The sequence below is a fragment of the Bovifimicola ammoniilytica genome (assembly GCF_025567085.1).
In the GTDB taxonomy this organism is placed as follows: Bacteria; Bacillota; Clostridia; order Lachnospirales; family Lachnospiraceae; genus Bovifimicola; species Bovifimicola ammoniilytica.
The window spans coordinates 1-15,418 of record NZ_JAOQJN010000001.1; the positions used below are offsets into that span (position 1 = coordinate 1).

General features: G+C 32.2%; 22 protein-coding genes. 21 read left to right on the plus strand and 1 reads right to left on the minus strand.

What is annotated here, in order from left to right:
- From OCV48_RS00005 to OCV48_RS00060, 12 genes are all read left to right on the plus strand, one after another.
- A partial coding sequence (locus OCV48_RS00005; RefSeq protein ID WP_394803205.1) for a hypothetical protein occupies positions 1-546 on the plus strand: 546 nt, incomplete at its 5' end.
- 1 nt (position 547) lies between these two features.
- Positions 548-1,045, plus strand: a complete 498-nt coding sequence (locus OCV48_RS00010) for a hypothetical protein (protein WP_021983485.1) — start codon at positions 548-550, stop codon at positions 1,043-1,045.
- Positions 1,046-1,435: 390 nt separating this feature from the next.
- Positions 1,436-1,645 (plus strand): RHS repeat-associated core domain-containing protein, encoded by a 210-nt coding sequence (locus OCV48_RS00015; protein ID WP_147590764.1) that lies wholly within the window; start codon positions 1,436-1,438, stop codon positions 1,643-1,645.
- 608 nt (positions 1,646-2,253) lie between these two features.
- A complete protein-coding gene (locus OCV48_RS00020) occupies positions 2,254-2,433 on the plus strand; it encodes a hypothetical protein (protein WP_021983132.1) in 180 nt (59 codons plus the stop codon).
- 4 nt (positions 2,434-2,437) lie between these two features.
- Positions 2,438-2,716 (plus strand): hypothetical protein, encoded by a 279-nt coding sequence (locus OCV48_RS00025; RefSeq protein ID WP_021983133.1) that lies wholly within the window; start codon positions 2,438-2,440, stop codon positions 2,714-2,716.
- A 333-nt stretch (positions 2,717-3,049) separates the two neighbouring features.
- Positions 3,050-3,433, plus strand: coding sequence for a hypothetical protein (locus OCV48_RS00030; RefSeq protein WP_021983134.1), 384 nt, complete (start codon positions 3,050-3,052; stop codon positions 3,431-3,433).
- Positions 3,434-3,684: 251 nt separating this feature from the next.
- Entirely contained in the window at positions 3,685-4,293 is a 609-nt protein-coding gene (locus OCV48_RS00035; protein ID WP_021983135.1) for an RES family NAD+ phosphorylase, read from the plus strand.
- A gap of 2 nt (positions 4,294-4,295) precedes the next feature.
- Positions 4,296-4,562 carry a hypothetical protein gene (locus tag OCV48_RS00040; RefSeq protein ID WP_021983136.1) on the plus strand — a complete coding sequence of 89 codons (267 nt, stop codon included), beginning with the start codon at positions 4,296-4,298 and terminating at the stop codon, positions 4,560-4,562.
- A 265-nt stretch (positions 4,563-4,827) separates the two neighbouring features.
- Positions 4,828-6,558, plus strand: a complete 1,731-nt coding sequence (locus tag OCV48_RS00045; RefSeq protein ID WP_147590765.1) for an RHS repeat domain-containing protein — start codon at positions 4,828-4,830, stop codon at positions 6,556-6,558.
- Between the two features lie 10 nt (positions 6,559-6,568).
- Complete coding sequence (locus OCV48_RS00050) at positions 6,569-7,015, plus strand: hypothetical protein (protein WP_147590766.1); 447 nt, start codon at positions 6,569-6,571, stop codon at positions 7,013-7,015.
- A gap of 175 nt (positions 7,016-7,190) precedes the next feature.
- Positions 7,191-8,351: an RHS repeat-associated core domain-containing protein gene (locus OCV48_RS00055; protein ID WP_262558612.1), complete on the plus strand. Its 1,161-nt coding sequence runs from the start codon at positions 7,191-7,193 to the stop codon at positions 8,349-8,351.
- A 1-nt stretch (position 8,352) separates the two neighbouring features.
- Positions 8,353-8,724: a hypothetical protein gene (locus tag OCV48_RS00060; RefSeq protein WP_021981973.1), complete on the plus strand. Its 372-nt coding sequence runs from the start codon at positions 8,353-8,355 to the stop codon at positions 8,722-8,724.
- A 23-nt stretch (positions 8,725-8,747) separates the two neighbouring features.
- Here OCV48_RS00060 and OCV48_RS00065 read toward each other — a convergent pair whose 3' ends face one another.
- Positions 8,748-9,926: an IS110 family RNA-guided transposase gene (locus tag OCV48_RS00065; protein ID WP_147590768.1), complete on the minus strand. Its 1,179-nt coding sequence runs from the start codon at positions 9,924-9,926 to the stop codon at positions 8,748-8,750.
- A 604-nt stretch (positions 9,927-10,530) separates the two neighbouring features.
- Here OCV48_RS00065 and OCV48_RS00070 point away from each other — a divergent pair.
- The 9 genes from OCV48_RS00070 to OCV48_RS00110 all read left to right on the plus strand — a co-directional run bounded on the left by OCV48_RS00070 (position 10,531) and on the right by OCV48_RS00110 (position 15,411).
- Positions 10,531-10,860: a hypothetical protein gene (locus tag OCV48_RS00070; RefSeq protein WP_147590769.1), complete on the plus strand. Its 330-nt coding sequence runs from the start codon at positions 10,531-10,533 to the stop codon at positions 10,858-10,860.
- Between the two features lie 302 nt (positions 10,861-11,162).
- Positions 11,163-11,402 (plus strand): hypothetical protein, encoded by a 240-nt coding sequence (locus tag OCV48_RS00075; RefSeq protein WP_147590770.1) that lies wholly within the window; start codon positions 11,163-11,165, stop codon positions 11,400-11,402.
- A 10-nt stretch (positions 11,403-11,412) separates the two neighbouring features.
- A complete protein-coding gene (locus tag OCV48_RS00080; RefSeq protein ID WP_147590771.1) occupies positions 11,413-11,763 on the plus strand; it encodes a 1,4-dihydroxy-6-naphthoate synthase in 351 nt (116 codons plus the stop codon).
- 356 nt (positions 11,764-12,119) lie between these two features.
- The gene (locus tag OCV48_RS00085) at positions 12,120-12,488 is read left to right on the plus strand and encodes an RHS repeat-associated core domain-containing protein (protein WP_262558614.1); all 369 of its coding nucleotides are present in this window, start codon (positions 12,120-12,122) and stop codon (positions 12,486-12,488) included.
- Between the two features lie 30 nt (positions 12,489-12,518).
- The gene (locus OCV48_RS00090; RefSeq protein WP_147590773.1) at positions 12,519-13,085 is read left to right on the plus strand and encodes an RNA 2'-phosphotransferase; all 567 of its coding nucleotides are present in this window, start codon (positions 12,519-12,521) and stop codon (positions 13,083-13,085) included.
- A gap of 30 nt (positions 13,086-13,115) precedes the next feature.
- Positions 13,116-13,556, plus strand: a complete 441-nt coding sequence (locus OCV48_RS00095) for a hypothetical protein (protein WP_147590774.1) — start codon at positions 13,116-13,118, stop codon at positions 13,554-13,556.
- 214 nt (positions 13,557-13,770) lie between these two features.
- Positions 13,771-14,364 carry a hypothetical protein gene (locus OCV48_RS00100; RefSeq protein ID WP_147590775.1) on the plus strand — a complete coding sequence of 198 codons (594 nt, stop codon included), beginning with the start codon at positions 13,771-13,773 and terminating at the stop codon, positions 14,362-14,364.
- A gap of 317 nt (positions 14,365-14,681) precedes the next feature.
- Positions 14,682-14,972 carry a hypothetical protein gene (locus OCV48_RS00105; RefSeq protein WP_147590776.1) on the plus strand — a complete coding sequence of 97 codons (291 nt, stop codon included), beginning with the start codon at positions 14,682-14,684 and terminating at the stop codon, positions 14,970-14,972.
- Positions 14,973-15,033: 61 nt separating this feature from the next.
- Positions 15,034-15,411 (plus strand): hypothetical protein, encoded by a 378-nt coding sequence (locus OCV48_RS00110; RefSeq protein WP_147590777.1) that lies wholly within the window; start codon positions 15,034-15,036, stop codon positions 15,409-15,411.
- Positions 15,412-15,418 lie beyond the last annotated feature (7 nt).

A 15,418-nucleotide genomic window follows, 5' to 3' on the forward strand; every position in this document is an offset into this window, starting at 1 on the left:
AATGGCAAGTTATTCTCAGAAGATACAGCTAAGAATCTGGTGTCATTTGGAATAAACGCATTTACGGCAGCAACAAGTGGAAAGAACCTGCTATCATCTTCAAAAGAATTGAAGAAAGTGGTGGGAGACAGTGTTGGAAGTAAATGGGGTAAGAAAGCAAAGAAAGAACCACTGTTGGAATGTAATTTGCAGTTCTTTGCGGATAAGAGTGGAAACAAAACAGAAGTAATAATGCCAAGTAAGCCTCATACTAATAGAACATCAGGTCATTGGAAAACAATACTTGATGAAGTTGATATTATGAAAAATAGTGGTGATTATAGTAAGGTATATGTTAATAAAGGATTAAGTAATGAAATTCCAGGAGCAAACCCAAATAGAAGACCAGATATTATGGGCGTTAGGAATAATGGCTTAATTGACCAAGTTGAGGTTCCGAGTAAAACAGATATTCCAGATTTATTGATTGATAGAATGGTTGATAATCAACGCATTATGGGAGATAGAGCTGGAACTATTAAAATTAGAAATATAGGTGACAATTAGTATGGACGAAAAAGTAATTTCAATAACAATATGGGGAAATGGTATTCAACAAGAAAAGTGGTTAAATTGGTATCAATATGTTGAAAATCTTGCGAAAAGCTTAGGATATAAACTAACACATATAGGGATACAAAGCAAATCATTTTGTAGTGGAAAAATATTAACAGTAGCACGTAAGAAAAAAGATATTTTAGCCTCAATTGCAGATGGAGAGAAACCTTTAAGTCTTTCGTGTTATTCGCTTCCGAAAGATTACAGAATAGCTTCATTTGACTATGATTTTTTATGTGTTCGTAAGGAAGAATATATTTCGATTATCGTGAAGGAGGATGATTATAGTAAGCTTAACAGTAAAAGTGTTATTTCTAAATTGAAAGAATATATTAATTACGATTATGGTGAGATATATATAATGTCAAAAAAGGAGATGCCGTTAATATATGCCGCAACAAGAAATTCAGATAATATTGAGACATTTAGTTTGATTGAAGAAATATAATATAATGAGGCATGATTATGGTTTGCGATATAAATTCAATTGATATTATTGGAGTAAGGAATGATTGAGAAATAGATTTGTTTATTGTTTTTTCAGGAAAATTAGAAGATTCAGTAGAACAACAAACACTATTGCTTAATAAGATTGAAAATTATTTAGTATATTTAAATAGTACTTGTTACTGTGGAGTCAATGCGATTTTCTTTGATAATTTCAAAGTCTTTTCTTGATTGTTGATATTGGTCTGCTTTTTCGAATATCATATTGCCTTTTTGTTATCTTACATAGAAAAAAGTACTCAGTTGGTTCAAGAAATCGTTAAGTCAAAAATATTGAATCTAATACAATTTTTCCAGTGAAAAGACACCATCCATATAAGAAGGAGTTTATTTGCATAAGCAAAAGATAGCATTCGTAATCCAAAGCTATGAATATGGTGCCTATGGTGAAGTTTTAAGTGGAGATACTAAGATAACCCCATTCTTATATAATGGTCAGCTAGGCGTAATGACAGATGATAATGGTCTTTATTATATGATGAGAGCGAGATATTATAATGTGAATATCAAGCTAACAGTTGTTATAAAAGGAGAAAATTAATTATTGTAAATAGTAAAATTTGATAGTATTTATGAATTAATCATACAATTAAGTGAAGAAAAAATTATGGTCATTGATGATAACCACAATAGATATATAGGTATAAGAAGTAATGGTGAGGTGTTCATTGGTATTGCCTATTGTAATTATGGGATTTCTGAAGATGTATATTTTGATGAAAGCAATAGCCTATTATATTTATGAGTTGGGAAAAGTATAATTTGTGTGGATGTATTAAATGATAAGATTATATTAAATACAGAGTTAAATTCTGTTTTTTACAATTTTATTTGCCAAAGTGAAAATTCAAAAGTTATTGTTATATGCGAACTAGACGTTTATTGTTATTCTTGTTCTAAATTAGTTTGGAAAGTAGAATTTAGAGAAATGGTAGTAGAAGCATTTATGGCTGAAAGAAATGCTTTAAAAGTAATATGTGAGGATAACTCAGAGTTATGTATTGATGTTAGTGATGAAAAATATATTGTTTAAAAATATTTTTCTGCGTGATATTATGTGAACAATTAAATTGTAAAATTATATTAATTTATTATATAAGGCTATCTTGACAAAATACTACTGCCTGAATAATAAATTGCAGAAGTAATATGTATAGATTATGTATCTCCCAATCAGAGGATATTGCTGGAATAAAGCCACAGGAAATACAGAATAAATTTGCATTGCCAAATACACCTAAATATATATGTGATGTTAATTTAGAAGTAGGAACACGATTGAGAACGGGAGAAGTTAATACTCTGTTTGGATTTGATGGTGGTGGATAACAGTATGAATTATCATATTAAAAAAATTAAAAGAATTGGGCTACATAAAGGAGATAAAATAAATGACAAGAGAAGTATTAGAAAAAAATTAAAAGTTGTTAGAGTTCCAGATTATATTTATAACCTGACAGGAAAAGGGGTAAAAGATGAACGTTTATGTCTGGAAAAAATTCAGGATAAGTGGTCTGTTTATTATTTAGAAAGAGGTATTAAGACAACAAATGAAATCTTTGAATCAGAAGAAGATGCTTGTCAGTTTTTGTATGCACAATTGATGAATTAAAATGACATTTTAAATTTATTATAGTTATATTTTCGGACATATAAGTTGCACATTTTAATAACACTGATAAATAGAGGAGTGTTAAGTATTTTGAATGAAAAAAAGGATATGGCTTTATATTCGATGGTATAAACGCAGTATGGTATGCCTGTGAGGGAGACTGTGTAATAGCGACATTTACCCAGGCAACAATAGCAGGTTCAGAAAATACAAAAGCCATATTCATATTTCAGATAAGAATCAAAATGCTTTAGATATTAGTGGAAAGACTGTATCACCAAAGAATCCATCAGGTCATATACCATATAACGATTAAAAAGGAGAATAAAAAATATGATGAATAATGAACTGCAAAAAATGATTGATAAAACTGATTATTGGGATGCTAAAATATTGGATTTAAAGGCCTCTTATTTTGGAGATGAAGTAGAAATACTTATTGATAATGATGAAGAAACTTGTTGGAAAGTTTGTTTTTTATCTTGCTACAAAGTATCATATGAAACAGATGCTAATAGGAGAAGGATTATTAATGTAAAAGATATGAAAAGGCCACAACTTGGTTATTTTGGACAAGATATATCAGTCAGTAGAAGTAAAATAGAGAATTTTTATATAGTAAAAATAGATTTATCTATTATGGAAATGCAAATTGAATGCAGAGATATACAAGTTGGTAAAATTGCAAAAAAAGATATATCGTTATTTTGGAAATAATATTTTTTATATGTATAGTTTCTGACTTTGTACAATCTAAAGTGTTTTGCCTCAAATCAGCTATGCTAGTCAATATGTAGCTAGTTTGACAAAACATAAGTGCCTGGTATTTATGTCAAGAATGGCGACTATTCAAAAGATAAAACACTTTGTCATTAGACAAACGAGAAAGAACAGTCTATAATTTATACGCAATAATTAATTATTTAAAGAATGGTAAGTTATTCTCATAAGATACAGCTAAGAATCTGGTGTCATTTGGAATAAATGCATTTACGGTAGCAATAAGTGGAAAGAACCTGCTATCATCTTCGAAAGAATTGAAGAAAGTGGTGGGAGACAGTGTTGGAAGTAAATGGGGTAAGAAAGCAAAGAAAGAACCACTGTTGGAATGTAATTTGCAGTTCTTTGCGGATAAGAATGGTTGTGAACCTACAGGAGCTACATATGAAGGTAGTATATATAGAAGTGTTGATAGTAGATATAATCCATTAGAAATGAGTCAATACACTATTAATTCTAACCATAGATATACGGAGTCAGGTGTGCCAGGATTATATTTTAGTAGTGGTGAAAAAATAGTTAAAGCGGAGCTTGGAAATTATGATGTTTTTGATTTCTCTAACAGAACAATGTATCAATATGATGTAAGATTGACTAATATGTTAGATGTAAGCAATCCATCAGTGCGTTCACAACTGAATATTTCTCTTGAGAGTATAATTGGAGAAAGTTATGATGTTACGCATGCTATTGGTCGATACGCATATAGTAATGGTTATAATGAAATTATTGCACCATCTGCAAGAGCAGATGGAGGAATAAATATTATTCTTTTTAATGCAAAGGGGGTGAAATAATTATGGATATGCTTGAATTCTTTTTAAATGAATATGAAGAAGAAGCATGGAACAGATTTGCTAGCTGTTTTGAAGATGTAAATATACAGATAAATGGCGTTCCACAGGAAATTGTAAATGTTATTTTTAATATTTTAGGAGATAATACTGGATATGATTGGTTGCATAAATCACTTCATAAATTTGATGGAAAAAGTGCAATTGAATTATTAAAAACAAAAAAAGGAGAAAAGGCATTAAAAGCATTTATTATGAGATTGCCTAATTAAAGGTAATGTGTAAAAAATGGAAGAGATAAGGTAGGAAAATTTAGACAAAATAAAGGAAATATAAAAGAACATAAAAACCGCCACAGGTGAGGTCATCAACGAATATCATTATAAATACGATGCCAGAGGAAATATCGTAGGTGTTGTAGATGTAACAGCTGATACATCAGCGAAAACAACAGAAGCTACATTAGACGAATCAACAGTCGATATAAAAAATGAATCTGAAACAACCAATGGTTTAACAGAGGATAATAATTACACATTGCCTGTACCGGATACTGCTAACAAGACAGCATTGAAACTTGCAGCAGAAAGTAACAGCATCGTAACATCTGATGGTGAAACAGTAACTACTTCATTAGAGATGGAATATGACAGTGCAAACCGTCTTATAAGCTATAATAATAAAAAGATAAAATATGACAAAGACGGAAATATGTTATATGGTCCTGTGAATGGAGAAATGTGTAACCTTACATATGACAGCCGAAACAGACTTATCAGTGCAGGAAATGTAACATACGACTACGATGCCGAAAACACAAGAATATCAGTAAAAACAACTGATAAAAAGATTACATATGTGACAGATGTGGCAGGAGAAATGTCGCAGGTATTAGAATCATATGAGAAAACTAATGGCGGAAAGAAGATACATACAGTCTATGTATATGGTAACGGTCTGATATACAGTTATAATGATGATGAAGCAGACAGCATAACATCCGATAATAAAGTACAAGATTTATCATCGGACAAATCATCAGATAAAGATGCAGATGGTACAACATACTATCATTACAATAATATTGGAAGTACCACAAAGTTAACTGATAATAACGGAAATGTAATCCAAAGCTATGAATATGGTGCCTATGGTGAAGTTCTAAGCGGAGATACTAAGATAACACCTTTCTTATATAATGGTCAGCTTGGCGTAATGACAGATGAAAACGGACTTTACTATATGAGAGCGAGATATTATAATGTGAATATCAAGCGCTTCATCAATCAGGACGTAGTACATGGAAGTATCAATGTAAGCCAGAGCCTTAACAGATACAGTTATGTCCAGGGTAATCCTATAAAGCTGACAGATCCATTCGGATTGTCACCACTTGATAAAATTAACTGGAGAAATGTTGGACATTCAGCATTAAATATACTGGGATGTATAAATGGATATGGCTTTATATTCGATGGTATAAACGCAGTATGGTATGCCTGTGAGGGCGACTATGGAATGGCAGCATTGTCATTGATATCGACATTATCAGATACCGGAAATATGATTGCATTTGGTTTGAAGTCAACTAAATTTGCAAGAGTCGGACAGTACATAGGAGCTATAACCCAATTAGTGAGCAATGCGGCGACATTTACCCAGGCAGCAATATCAGGTTTAGAAAATGCAAAAGCTATATTCAGAAATGCCAAAAGTGGAAAACTACTATCGATTGATACAGCAAGTAATGTTGCTGCATTAGGACTAAATTTATTTACAACGATAGTAAGTGGAAAAGGAGCTGTGACATCTGGTAAGAATATCAAGAAAATGATAGGCACAGATGTTGGAAATAAGTGGGGCAATAAAGCTAATAATAAGCCACTGTTGGAATGTAATTTACAGTTCTTTGGGGATAAGAATGGCGGTAAGGGGAGCATTAATTCTGCAAATGGATTAATAGGACATGATTTTGAGGAGTATTTAACAAAAAAAATTGGTGGAAATGGTTCATTTAGCGCCGGTGGGCGTGACTTTGATGGTGGTATTAGCAATCGTTGGTGGGAGGCTAAGTCTGGACAATATTGGGATATGCTAGAGAATAATCCTAATAAATTAGCTAAATTTAAGTCTGATATGGGCGATAGATTGAGAATTGCTACCCAAAATAATGCATCATATGAAATATTTTCTAATACACCTATTCCAAATTCAATAAAAATGTGGCTTACTAAAAAAGGAATCCATTATACTGAAATTTTAGATTAGGAGGTGACTTATGGCAAGAGAAGCAATGATAGAGTTAAATTGTATAAGTGAACAAAAGGACATTACTTTACTATTAGATATACTTTGTAATGGAGGATGGAAAGTATATAATAATAAAGGCAATATAGAATATTTGCCTATAGGAGATGATGAAAATTTTTGTTGGCAAGAGGATAAAATTTCATACGAGAAATTAAAAGAAATAATAGTAATGAAACAACAGAAGAATGAATTAGTTGGAATTCATATGTTTTATGAATATACTTCATATGGGATATCATTATTAGCTAGAAATACAGATAAAGTGATTATTTCAATTGATATTAATAGAAATGCAATAGATGAAAAAAGAGATTCATTAACTAATTTTGAATGGTATTTTTCTAAATTGATTATGATATTATATAAAGATAAATCGTTTATGTTTTCATATAAATTTGAAGATTATGTTGATTGAGTATATGAATATCATTTGTATTTGAAAGAAGATATCTACAGTATATGTATCCGATAATAAAGTACAAGATTTATCATCGGACAAATCATCAGGTAAAGATGCAGATGGTACAACATACTATCATTACAATAATATTGGAAGTACCACAAAGTTAACCGACAATAACGGAAATGTAATCCAAAGCTATGAATATGGTGCCTATGGTGAAGTTCTAAGTGGAGATACTAAGATAACACCATTCTTATATAATGGTCAGCTAGGCGTAATGACAGATGATAATGGTCTTTACTATATGAGAGCGAGATATTATAATGTGAATATCAAGCGATTCATCAATCAGGACGTAGTACATGGAAGTATCAATGTAAGCCAGAGTCTTAACAGATACAGTTATGTCCAGGGTAACCCTATAAAGCTGACAGATCCATTTGGATTGTCACCACTTGACAGACTTAACTGGAAGAATTTAGGACATGCCATATTAAATGGCTTGGGACTGATACCTGTAATCGGTGAGGCATTTGATATAGCCAATGCCATATGGTATGCACACGATGGTGAGTATGGAATGGCAGTGTTGTCGATGATGTCGGCATTACCGATGATAGGAAATATTGCTTCGGGAATAATGACAGCAGCAAAAATAACCACAGCAGCTAAAATAGTAAGTACAGCGTGCAAGGTGGTAAGTAATGCGGCAACATTTACACAGGCGGCAATCGGAGGCGTTAACAATGCCAAAGCGATAGTCAAGAATATGATAAATGACAAGTTATTCTCAGAAGATACAGCTAAGAATCTGGTGTCATTTGGAATAAACGCATTTACGGCAGCAACAAGTGGAAAGAACCTGCTATCATCTTCAAAAGAATTGAAGAAAGTGGTGGAAGACAGTGCTGGAAGTAAATGGGGTAAGAAAGCAAAGAAAGAACCGCTATTGGAATGTAATTTGCAGTTCTTTGCGGATAAGACCAGCTATGGAAAGTCAATAGAAAATACAGAGTTTTTTAAAGAAAATGGGGGATTGGATGCTTCGGATTACATTTCAATTCATTCACGAAAACACATGTATGATCCTGATACTGTATCTACACCTAAAAAAACTCAATATGGAAAGGATGTTAATGTTGGAAAATTGTGTGAAGATACTATTATGAAGCCGGATGAAGTAATTTATAATAAAGATCAAAATGTAATGATATACAAGAAAGAGTACCCTTTTAATATTAGTACGAGTGATACACCAACTGGTACACACAGAGTGTTTATTCCATTAAATACGCAAGGTAAGAAGACCATTAGAATGAGCCAATTTCCGTTGGTTGGAGGTAATTGAAATGAAATATGCAATTGAAATAGCTCTGAATAGAATTATTCCTAAAGAAATAAAATCAATCATTGCAACCCAAAGGACACTGGATATATTAATTGATGGTGTAACGGAAAACTTTGTAGTTATTCCGATGGACGAAATGTTAGAAGTATATAAAGAACAGGAAAATTTATTTGATTATGATGTCATTCCGTTTGCTATTTTAGATGATGATTATTTATGTCTATATTATCAGAATAATGGAATTTCAATTATTTATTGGAGTTCAGAAAGAGCACTAGAATCAAAGAATATGGCAATCTTTCAATTATATTCATCTTATGAAGATTTTGTAAAAGATTGCATTACAACTAAGCCTCCCCACGGGCAGGCTTAAATCCTAATCTCACTACCAGACATTTAACAGAACTTCTTAGGTTCATAAGGTTTACTATCCCGTAACACGGCATAAATTACGGTGGTAAGCTTTCTTGCTACAGCTCCTGTGGCAGTTAAGTGATGTTTACCTTGGTCACGTTTCTTTTTGTAATATGCATTCAACGGACTGTTATGGAAAGAACAGGTAGTTGCAGCGAGAAAAATTGCATGCCGTAAGTAAGGTGAACCCCGTTTGGACATGTGATTATGAGTGCTGCTAAATTCACCGGATTGTCGTACAGTTGGATCAATACCTGCAAAGGCAACTAAGGCAGATGAACTCTTAAATCTGTTTATATCACCGATTTCAGCAAGAATGGTTGCAGCAGCAATCATGCCTATTCCGGGAATGGTATGAAGATAACAATCAAACTTCTCGTAGTACTCAAGAATCTGGCAGTCAAGAGCTTCAATCTGCTTATCAAAAAAATTCATTCTGTCAATGAGCTGTTTTAACTGGAAAGAGAAAGCATCCTGTGCTATCTTAATACCAAAGGTATCAGCTGCAGCTTCTTTGATGGAAATGGCTTTAGCTCTGGTAAGTCGGTTGTGGCTCTTATCTTTTATGATTTCAAAGAGCTCATCTATTGGTGCATTCTCAATATTCTCAGGGGTGAGATACTTTTCCAGAATGCCCATGGATGTGCTCACCCAAAGAGAAGAAAACTGTTTTTCGTACTCTGGGAAGATTTGTTCCATAATTGTGCCGATTCGGAGCTTAATTTCAGTTCTGGAAGAAATGACAGAATCACGATAACGACATAACTGACGCATGGCAAGGATGTTTTCATCAGCCATGGAAGTAGTCCCAAACTGACCGAAACGTATCACTTCTGCAATTAAAAAAGAGTCAATTGAATCGTTTTTGGTTTGTCGTATATACATTTTTCTTAAAGAATCAGACTGGATAGGATTGATTACATAGATGGTATATCCTTTTACTTTTAGAAATGAATAAATGGGATACCAGTAATGACCTGTAGCTTCCATGCCAAATACACAAGGGGAATTACCGATGTTTTTGAAGATAAAGCTCATAAGAGAATCTGCACCTTTGTGTGTAGTTGCAAAGCGAAGAGAACGGCCGATTTGTTTGCCTTCAGGTGAAACAATGGATGCTTCATGATGATTTTTGCCAATATCAATGCCTACGATGTACATAATTGAAATCCTTTCTAATGTGAATTGTAAGTAGATAGAATCCTCACTTCAATGCGGGTTACAATCTGGTTAGATATACGAAGTACAGCACAAATGCTGTCAACATCCAGCTAATACGCAAAATCCTGCAAAGCAGAGGGAGCAGTCTCAATGAACGAAGTCACAAGTGCTTCAAGAGTGGTGACGCACACCTCTATCTATTACAGGATAATTGTGAAATAGGAATAAAAGAAAAGCAATAGATAGAAAAAGACTGCTTTGATTCCTATGTGTTTAGCATACCAGAGTGGTAGTAATGCTGTAATAAAAAATATACAATCTAAATCTCCACAGCAATTAATTGAAGATGGATGGGAAGACATTACAAATCCTAAAATGGCAGCAAACACAAACTAAAGAGAATTTTATGACCCAAAGTCAGGTTTAAAAATAAGATATGATAAAGGGGTTGATGGTGAAAATGGATTTGAAGCAGTAGACCATTATCATGTAATGAATCCAAATTATACAAACAAAAAAGTTGATTATTATTTGGATATAGATGGAAAACCTGTCGGAAAAGGGTCAAAGGCATCTCATATCGTAATTAAAGGAGAAGAATAATATGTTAGTAACAGAATTAATAAAGAAAATAAATTTTAATGATAGCTGTGTAAATGAGTTGGTTTATGCAAATGGAACAGTGATATTAAATATTGATTTATGTATGTGGAAGCAAAATGAATATCAAGATGGTGACCCAGAATTAAAGGAAGTTATTTTAAAATTTTTGAATTCAACAAATTATAATTGGGATTCAGAAAAAAGAGAAGATGAGATTGATTATGATTCAATTGTTGATGTTACATGTGAAGAAAGTATTGTAAAAATTGTATTAGAAGATGAAGGCGTTTCTATATTGACATTTGAGTGTAGTGAGGTTCAAATTGATTAAATTATATCATACATGAACAATAATGCGTTGGTGTTAATTGTAGTTATACAATAATTTATGGAGAACATAAATTATTTAAAATAACTGTATCACCTATCTGTTCATGAAATGAATGATATGTAGCTGGTGGGAAAAATCGGAATGTAGTAATGTTTATAAAAGAAAAATAGTTTAAAATAAGTATTTGAGCTAGATTAGTTGTTTAGTTTTGATAAATGCAGATGTATTTTATAGTAAGAAAATAGGGGAGTGTGTAAATATTTAAAAAGAAATATTTTTAAATACAAGGAAAATTATACACAATGAAACGAGACTTAAAATTAAATATGAGCCATTTGGATGCAATTTCCCGAAAGGTTCAAAGTTACATAGACGCGATGGAAGTTGTGGGACTGAAGACAAGAAAATTTGAACAGACCATCAAAGATCAGGATAGTGATGCCTATAATAAGCTGAGTGAACAGTGGGAGACAAATGTATGGGAAAATGAAAAGAAACAGGGTGGAGCATTTGATAATCCACCGTTCATTCCGTTTGAGTAGGAGGTAAATAATGTACGACGATTTATATTGTAAGGTATTTGTTGATACTGATATGGATTACGAAAAACTGTTTGCTTTACTAATAAATTGTATTGATGGTAAAAAAGAAGCAGTAAATTATATCATTACTGAGTGGTGTGATATTAGTGTTCAAAAGAATAAGGAATATAATGTTGAACAATATTTATTGGATTCTACAGATTTTTTGTATTGGAAGTATTACTTAGATATTGAACCGCACAATATTGAAGAAAGCCAATATATAAAAAATATTGCTAATCTGCTTAGTTGTTTAAAGGGATGCTGTAAGGGTGTGATTATAGCATGCGATTTTGAAGATGAGGTAAATGGCATGATGTAAAAAGTGGAAATAGTTATTTTTTAAATTATGTCTCCACTTAAGAACATCCGAAATCAAAACTGAATATTGTTATTATAAGATGTAAACACATTGTTTTCATAGCACTTTGTGCTGTGGAGACAATACGTTTTTTCGTTGACATTTTAAAAATCTTTTCCAGACTGCTGATATCGGTCTACTTCTTGCGGATATCGTGCCCGAAGTCTGCCTTTTTGTCATCTTACATAGAAAAAGTGCTCAGTTGGTTCAAGAAATCGTCAAGTCAAAAATATTGAATCTAATACAGTTTTTACAATGAAAAGACACCATCCATATAAGGAGGAGTTTGTTTGCGTAGGTAAAAGATAGCATTCGTAATCCAAAGCTATGAATATGGTGCTTATGGCGAAGTTCTAAGCGGAGATACGAAGATAACCCCATTCTTATATAATGTTCAGCTAGGCGTAATGACAGATGATAATGGTCTTTACTATATGAGAGCAAGATATTATAATGTGAATATCAAGCGATTCATTAATCAGGACGTAGTACATGGAAGTATCAATGTAGGCCAGAGTCTTAACAGATACAGTTATGTACAGGGTAATCCTATAAAGCTGACAGATCCATTCGGATTGTTACCACTTGACAGACTCAACTGGAAGAACTTAGGATATGCCATATTAAATGGTTTGGGGTTGATACCTGTAATCGGAGAGACATTTGATAGGGGCAATATAAATTGATGAATTGATAGAAGAGGAGGGGGATTAACATTGTATACTAGACTAAGTAAAGAAATTTCATATGCACTTCGTCATACTCCATGGGAATATGAATTAGAAATGGATGAAGAAGGTTGGGTGCCAGTGGAACAATTATTGGATGCTTTGCATAAGGATGAGGAGTGGAGAAATCTATCCGAAAATGACTTGGTTATAATGATTCAAAAGTCAGAAAAGAAAAGATATGAGATATTCAATGGAAAAATAAAAGCTTATTATGGACATTCTATTCCAATGAAAATTGTAAAAGAGAAAAAAGCACCACCAGAAATATTGTACCATGGAACAGCTAGAAGATTTTTAAATTCTATTCTAGAAAAGGGGTTGTTACCTGAAGAAAGGCAATATGTTCATTTGTCGCAGGATGTTGAAACTGCCCATAGTGTCGGGATGAGACATGATATGAAACCTTGTATCTTGAAAATTGATGCTAAACAGGCATGGAAAGAAGGCATAGCATTTTATTATGGAAATGAAAAAGTCTGGTTGGCTGATGAAATACCAAGTAAATATATTAGGAAATATTGCTTCGGGAATGATGGTGGCAGCGAAATTTAGACGTTATTCAAGGTCGGGAAGGTGTATTACATGAAATATTTGTTATTAGAACGAGGTAAAGAAAAATATTGGTATGAACTGGACGATGAAGGATACGCATATCGACAAATTGTATTAGATGAACAAGGCAAAATACATGTGTCTTGTTTAGAAGATTGTTTGGCAGAAGGGCCGGTTAACGAAGAGGAATTAGATGGTAGTATTAACATTTTGTTAAAAACAGAGTTTGATATCTTATGGCAAAATACTTTGGAACAATATGAGAAGTTATGGGAAGAGATTAAGAAAAGATATCCTCTTGGTGTTTGGGTGCAAGGAGAATATATCTATGCTTACCCTCAGGGATATATTATTAAAGGTGTTGATTTTATTGCAATATATAAAGGTGATGAACCATTTTGTCTCAAACAATTAGGCGAATACAAAGTAAAATCGTATGACGATACAAACATGTGGTTAGTGGTTGAGTAAGGGGAGATAGTGAGGTAAACATGGATATTCAAGCATATGAAGAATTTATACAAATGCATAATACTTGCAATTGGAGAAGCATTTGATATATCCAATGCCATATTGTATGTGCATAATGGTAAATAAGGAATGCAGCACCAATAGATATATATTGTTAATATGTCTGATGGAATAGATACTATTATTGATAATACGAGAGGTGAAAAAAATGAGTATGAGTTTTGAAATATTTCCAACAATAAAAAAGAAACCAAATTGTGAAGAGATAATTAAATATTCGGTTGAGTTATTTAGTGAATTTTTAAAAAGGAAAAATATATCACAAAGGATCGATATTACTACTAAAGAGGTAACTGCTGATAATGAAGTATATTCTAATCCTATTTCTTTGGCTTTAAAGGAGAATTATTATACAGTATTCAATCTGAATGGGGAAGGAGAAGTGTACGTATTTTACCATGAGTTAACAGAGTTAGATAAAGACTTTTGGGATGAAGAGCTACAGGGAAATACACATGCTCAATCTATGAAAGAAAAAGTAGATGCTAACTTGAAAATAGGATATTCTTGGAGTGTTAAAAGAACAATGGGGCAACCTGCTATAGTAAGTTTGTATTATGGTTATTTAGCTATAGGAATAGCTATTTTAACAGATGGACTTATATATTCAGATGACGGTGCGTGGGATTATTCAAGGCTACCTATTTTGGGGGAAGATTTTAAAACAGAATATCTAAGTATTAAAAATATAAGTGATACTATAGTCAAGGATAATGTTGAAAAATGGTTAGATGAGTTAAAGAATTAAATTCTGGTTACAATTAAAAGTAAGATACACCTAAATTTTATTCTTATAGAGAGGTCAGTAGACGTAAAAATTTACTGGCTTTTTACTATGTAAGGTACTTCATCCATATGCAAATGGCAAGTTGATTATAATTTTCTGTTAATCATCCGACAAATGAAAGTTTGTATATTATAAGTATAATTCTTACATGAAAAGGCAGGAAAAGTGCAGGAGAAAAGTAGTAGAAATAATGGTGGATATGTAGTAGAATTTTAAGCAGATGAAATGGTCGGCTTTGGGGAAATTAGAAGTTTTTCAGATTAAAGGAGATTGCTATTATGGATAAAAGACAAGAGTTATTGGAAAAATTGGATATATTAGTACAAGAAATTGAGAAAGCCAAGAAAATAGTAGATGATGAAAAAAAACAATATTTAAATAATTATGAAAATAGAATTGAAGTCATAATAAAAAAATTACGTGAGGGTACATTACCAACTTTTAAAGGTGGGCTTATTGGTACAATGAGAGGAATTTCAGAATACGACACTTTGGCATCTATAAAAGAGTTGTACGATGCAGCATCTGATGTGGATTTGTTTTATATCAAAGAATGTCAAAAATGGTAATATATTATCTTAATTATGTCTCGCGTATAAGGACGCAAAAAAGAAGTAGGTGACAAATAAAATGAAAATATATGTTGAAAAAGTATTAGATGAAGTTGTATATTTTTCTACTGATTATGGAAAGGCAAAGGGAATATGGCAGGGTAATAATAGACCAATTGATAAGGTATATTATGTTGAAATGGATATTGATAAGTTATGTGATTATGATTCCTTTGTTTTATGTGATACGAAAGAGTATTATATAGAAATGGTGGATGAAAATATTCAATTTACCCTATTATTGCTTGAATATGATGAAGATGGATGTGCGACATTTCGATTTGGTGATGCAATTATAGAAATTGAAACTAATTTTGATGAGCGATTTTATGCTATGAAAAATTCATATTTAACAATAAGTGTAGAAAAATTGAATATTTATGATGAGAATCTATAAGTAAGAG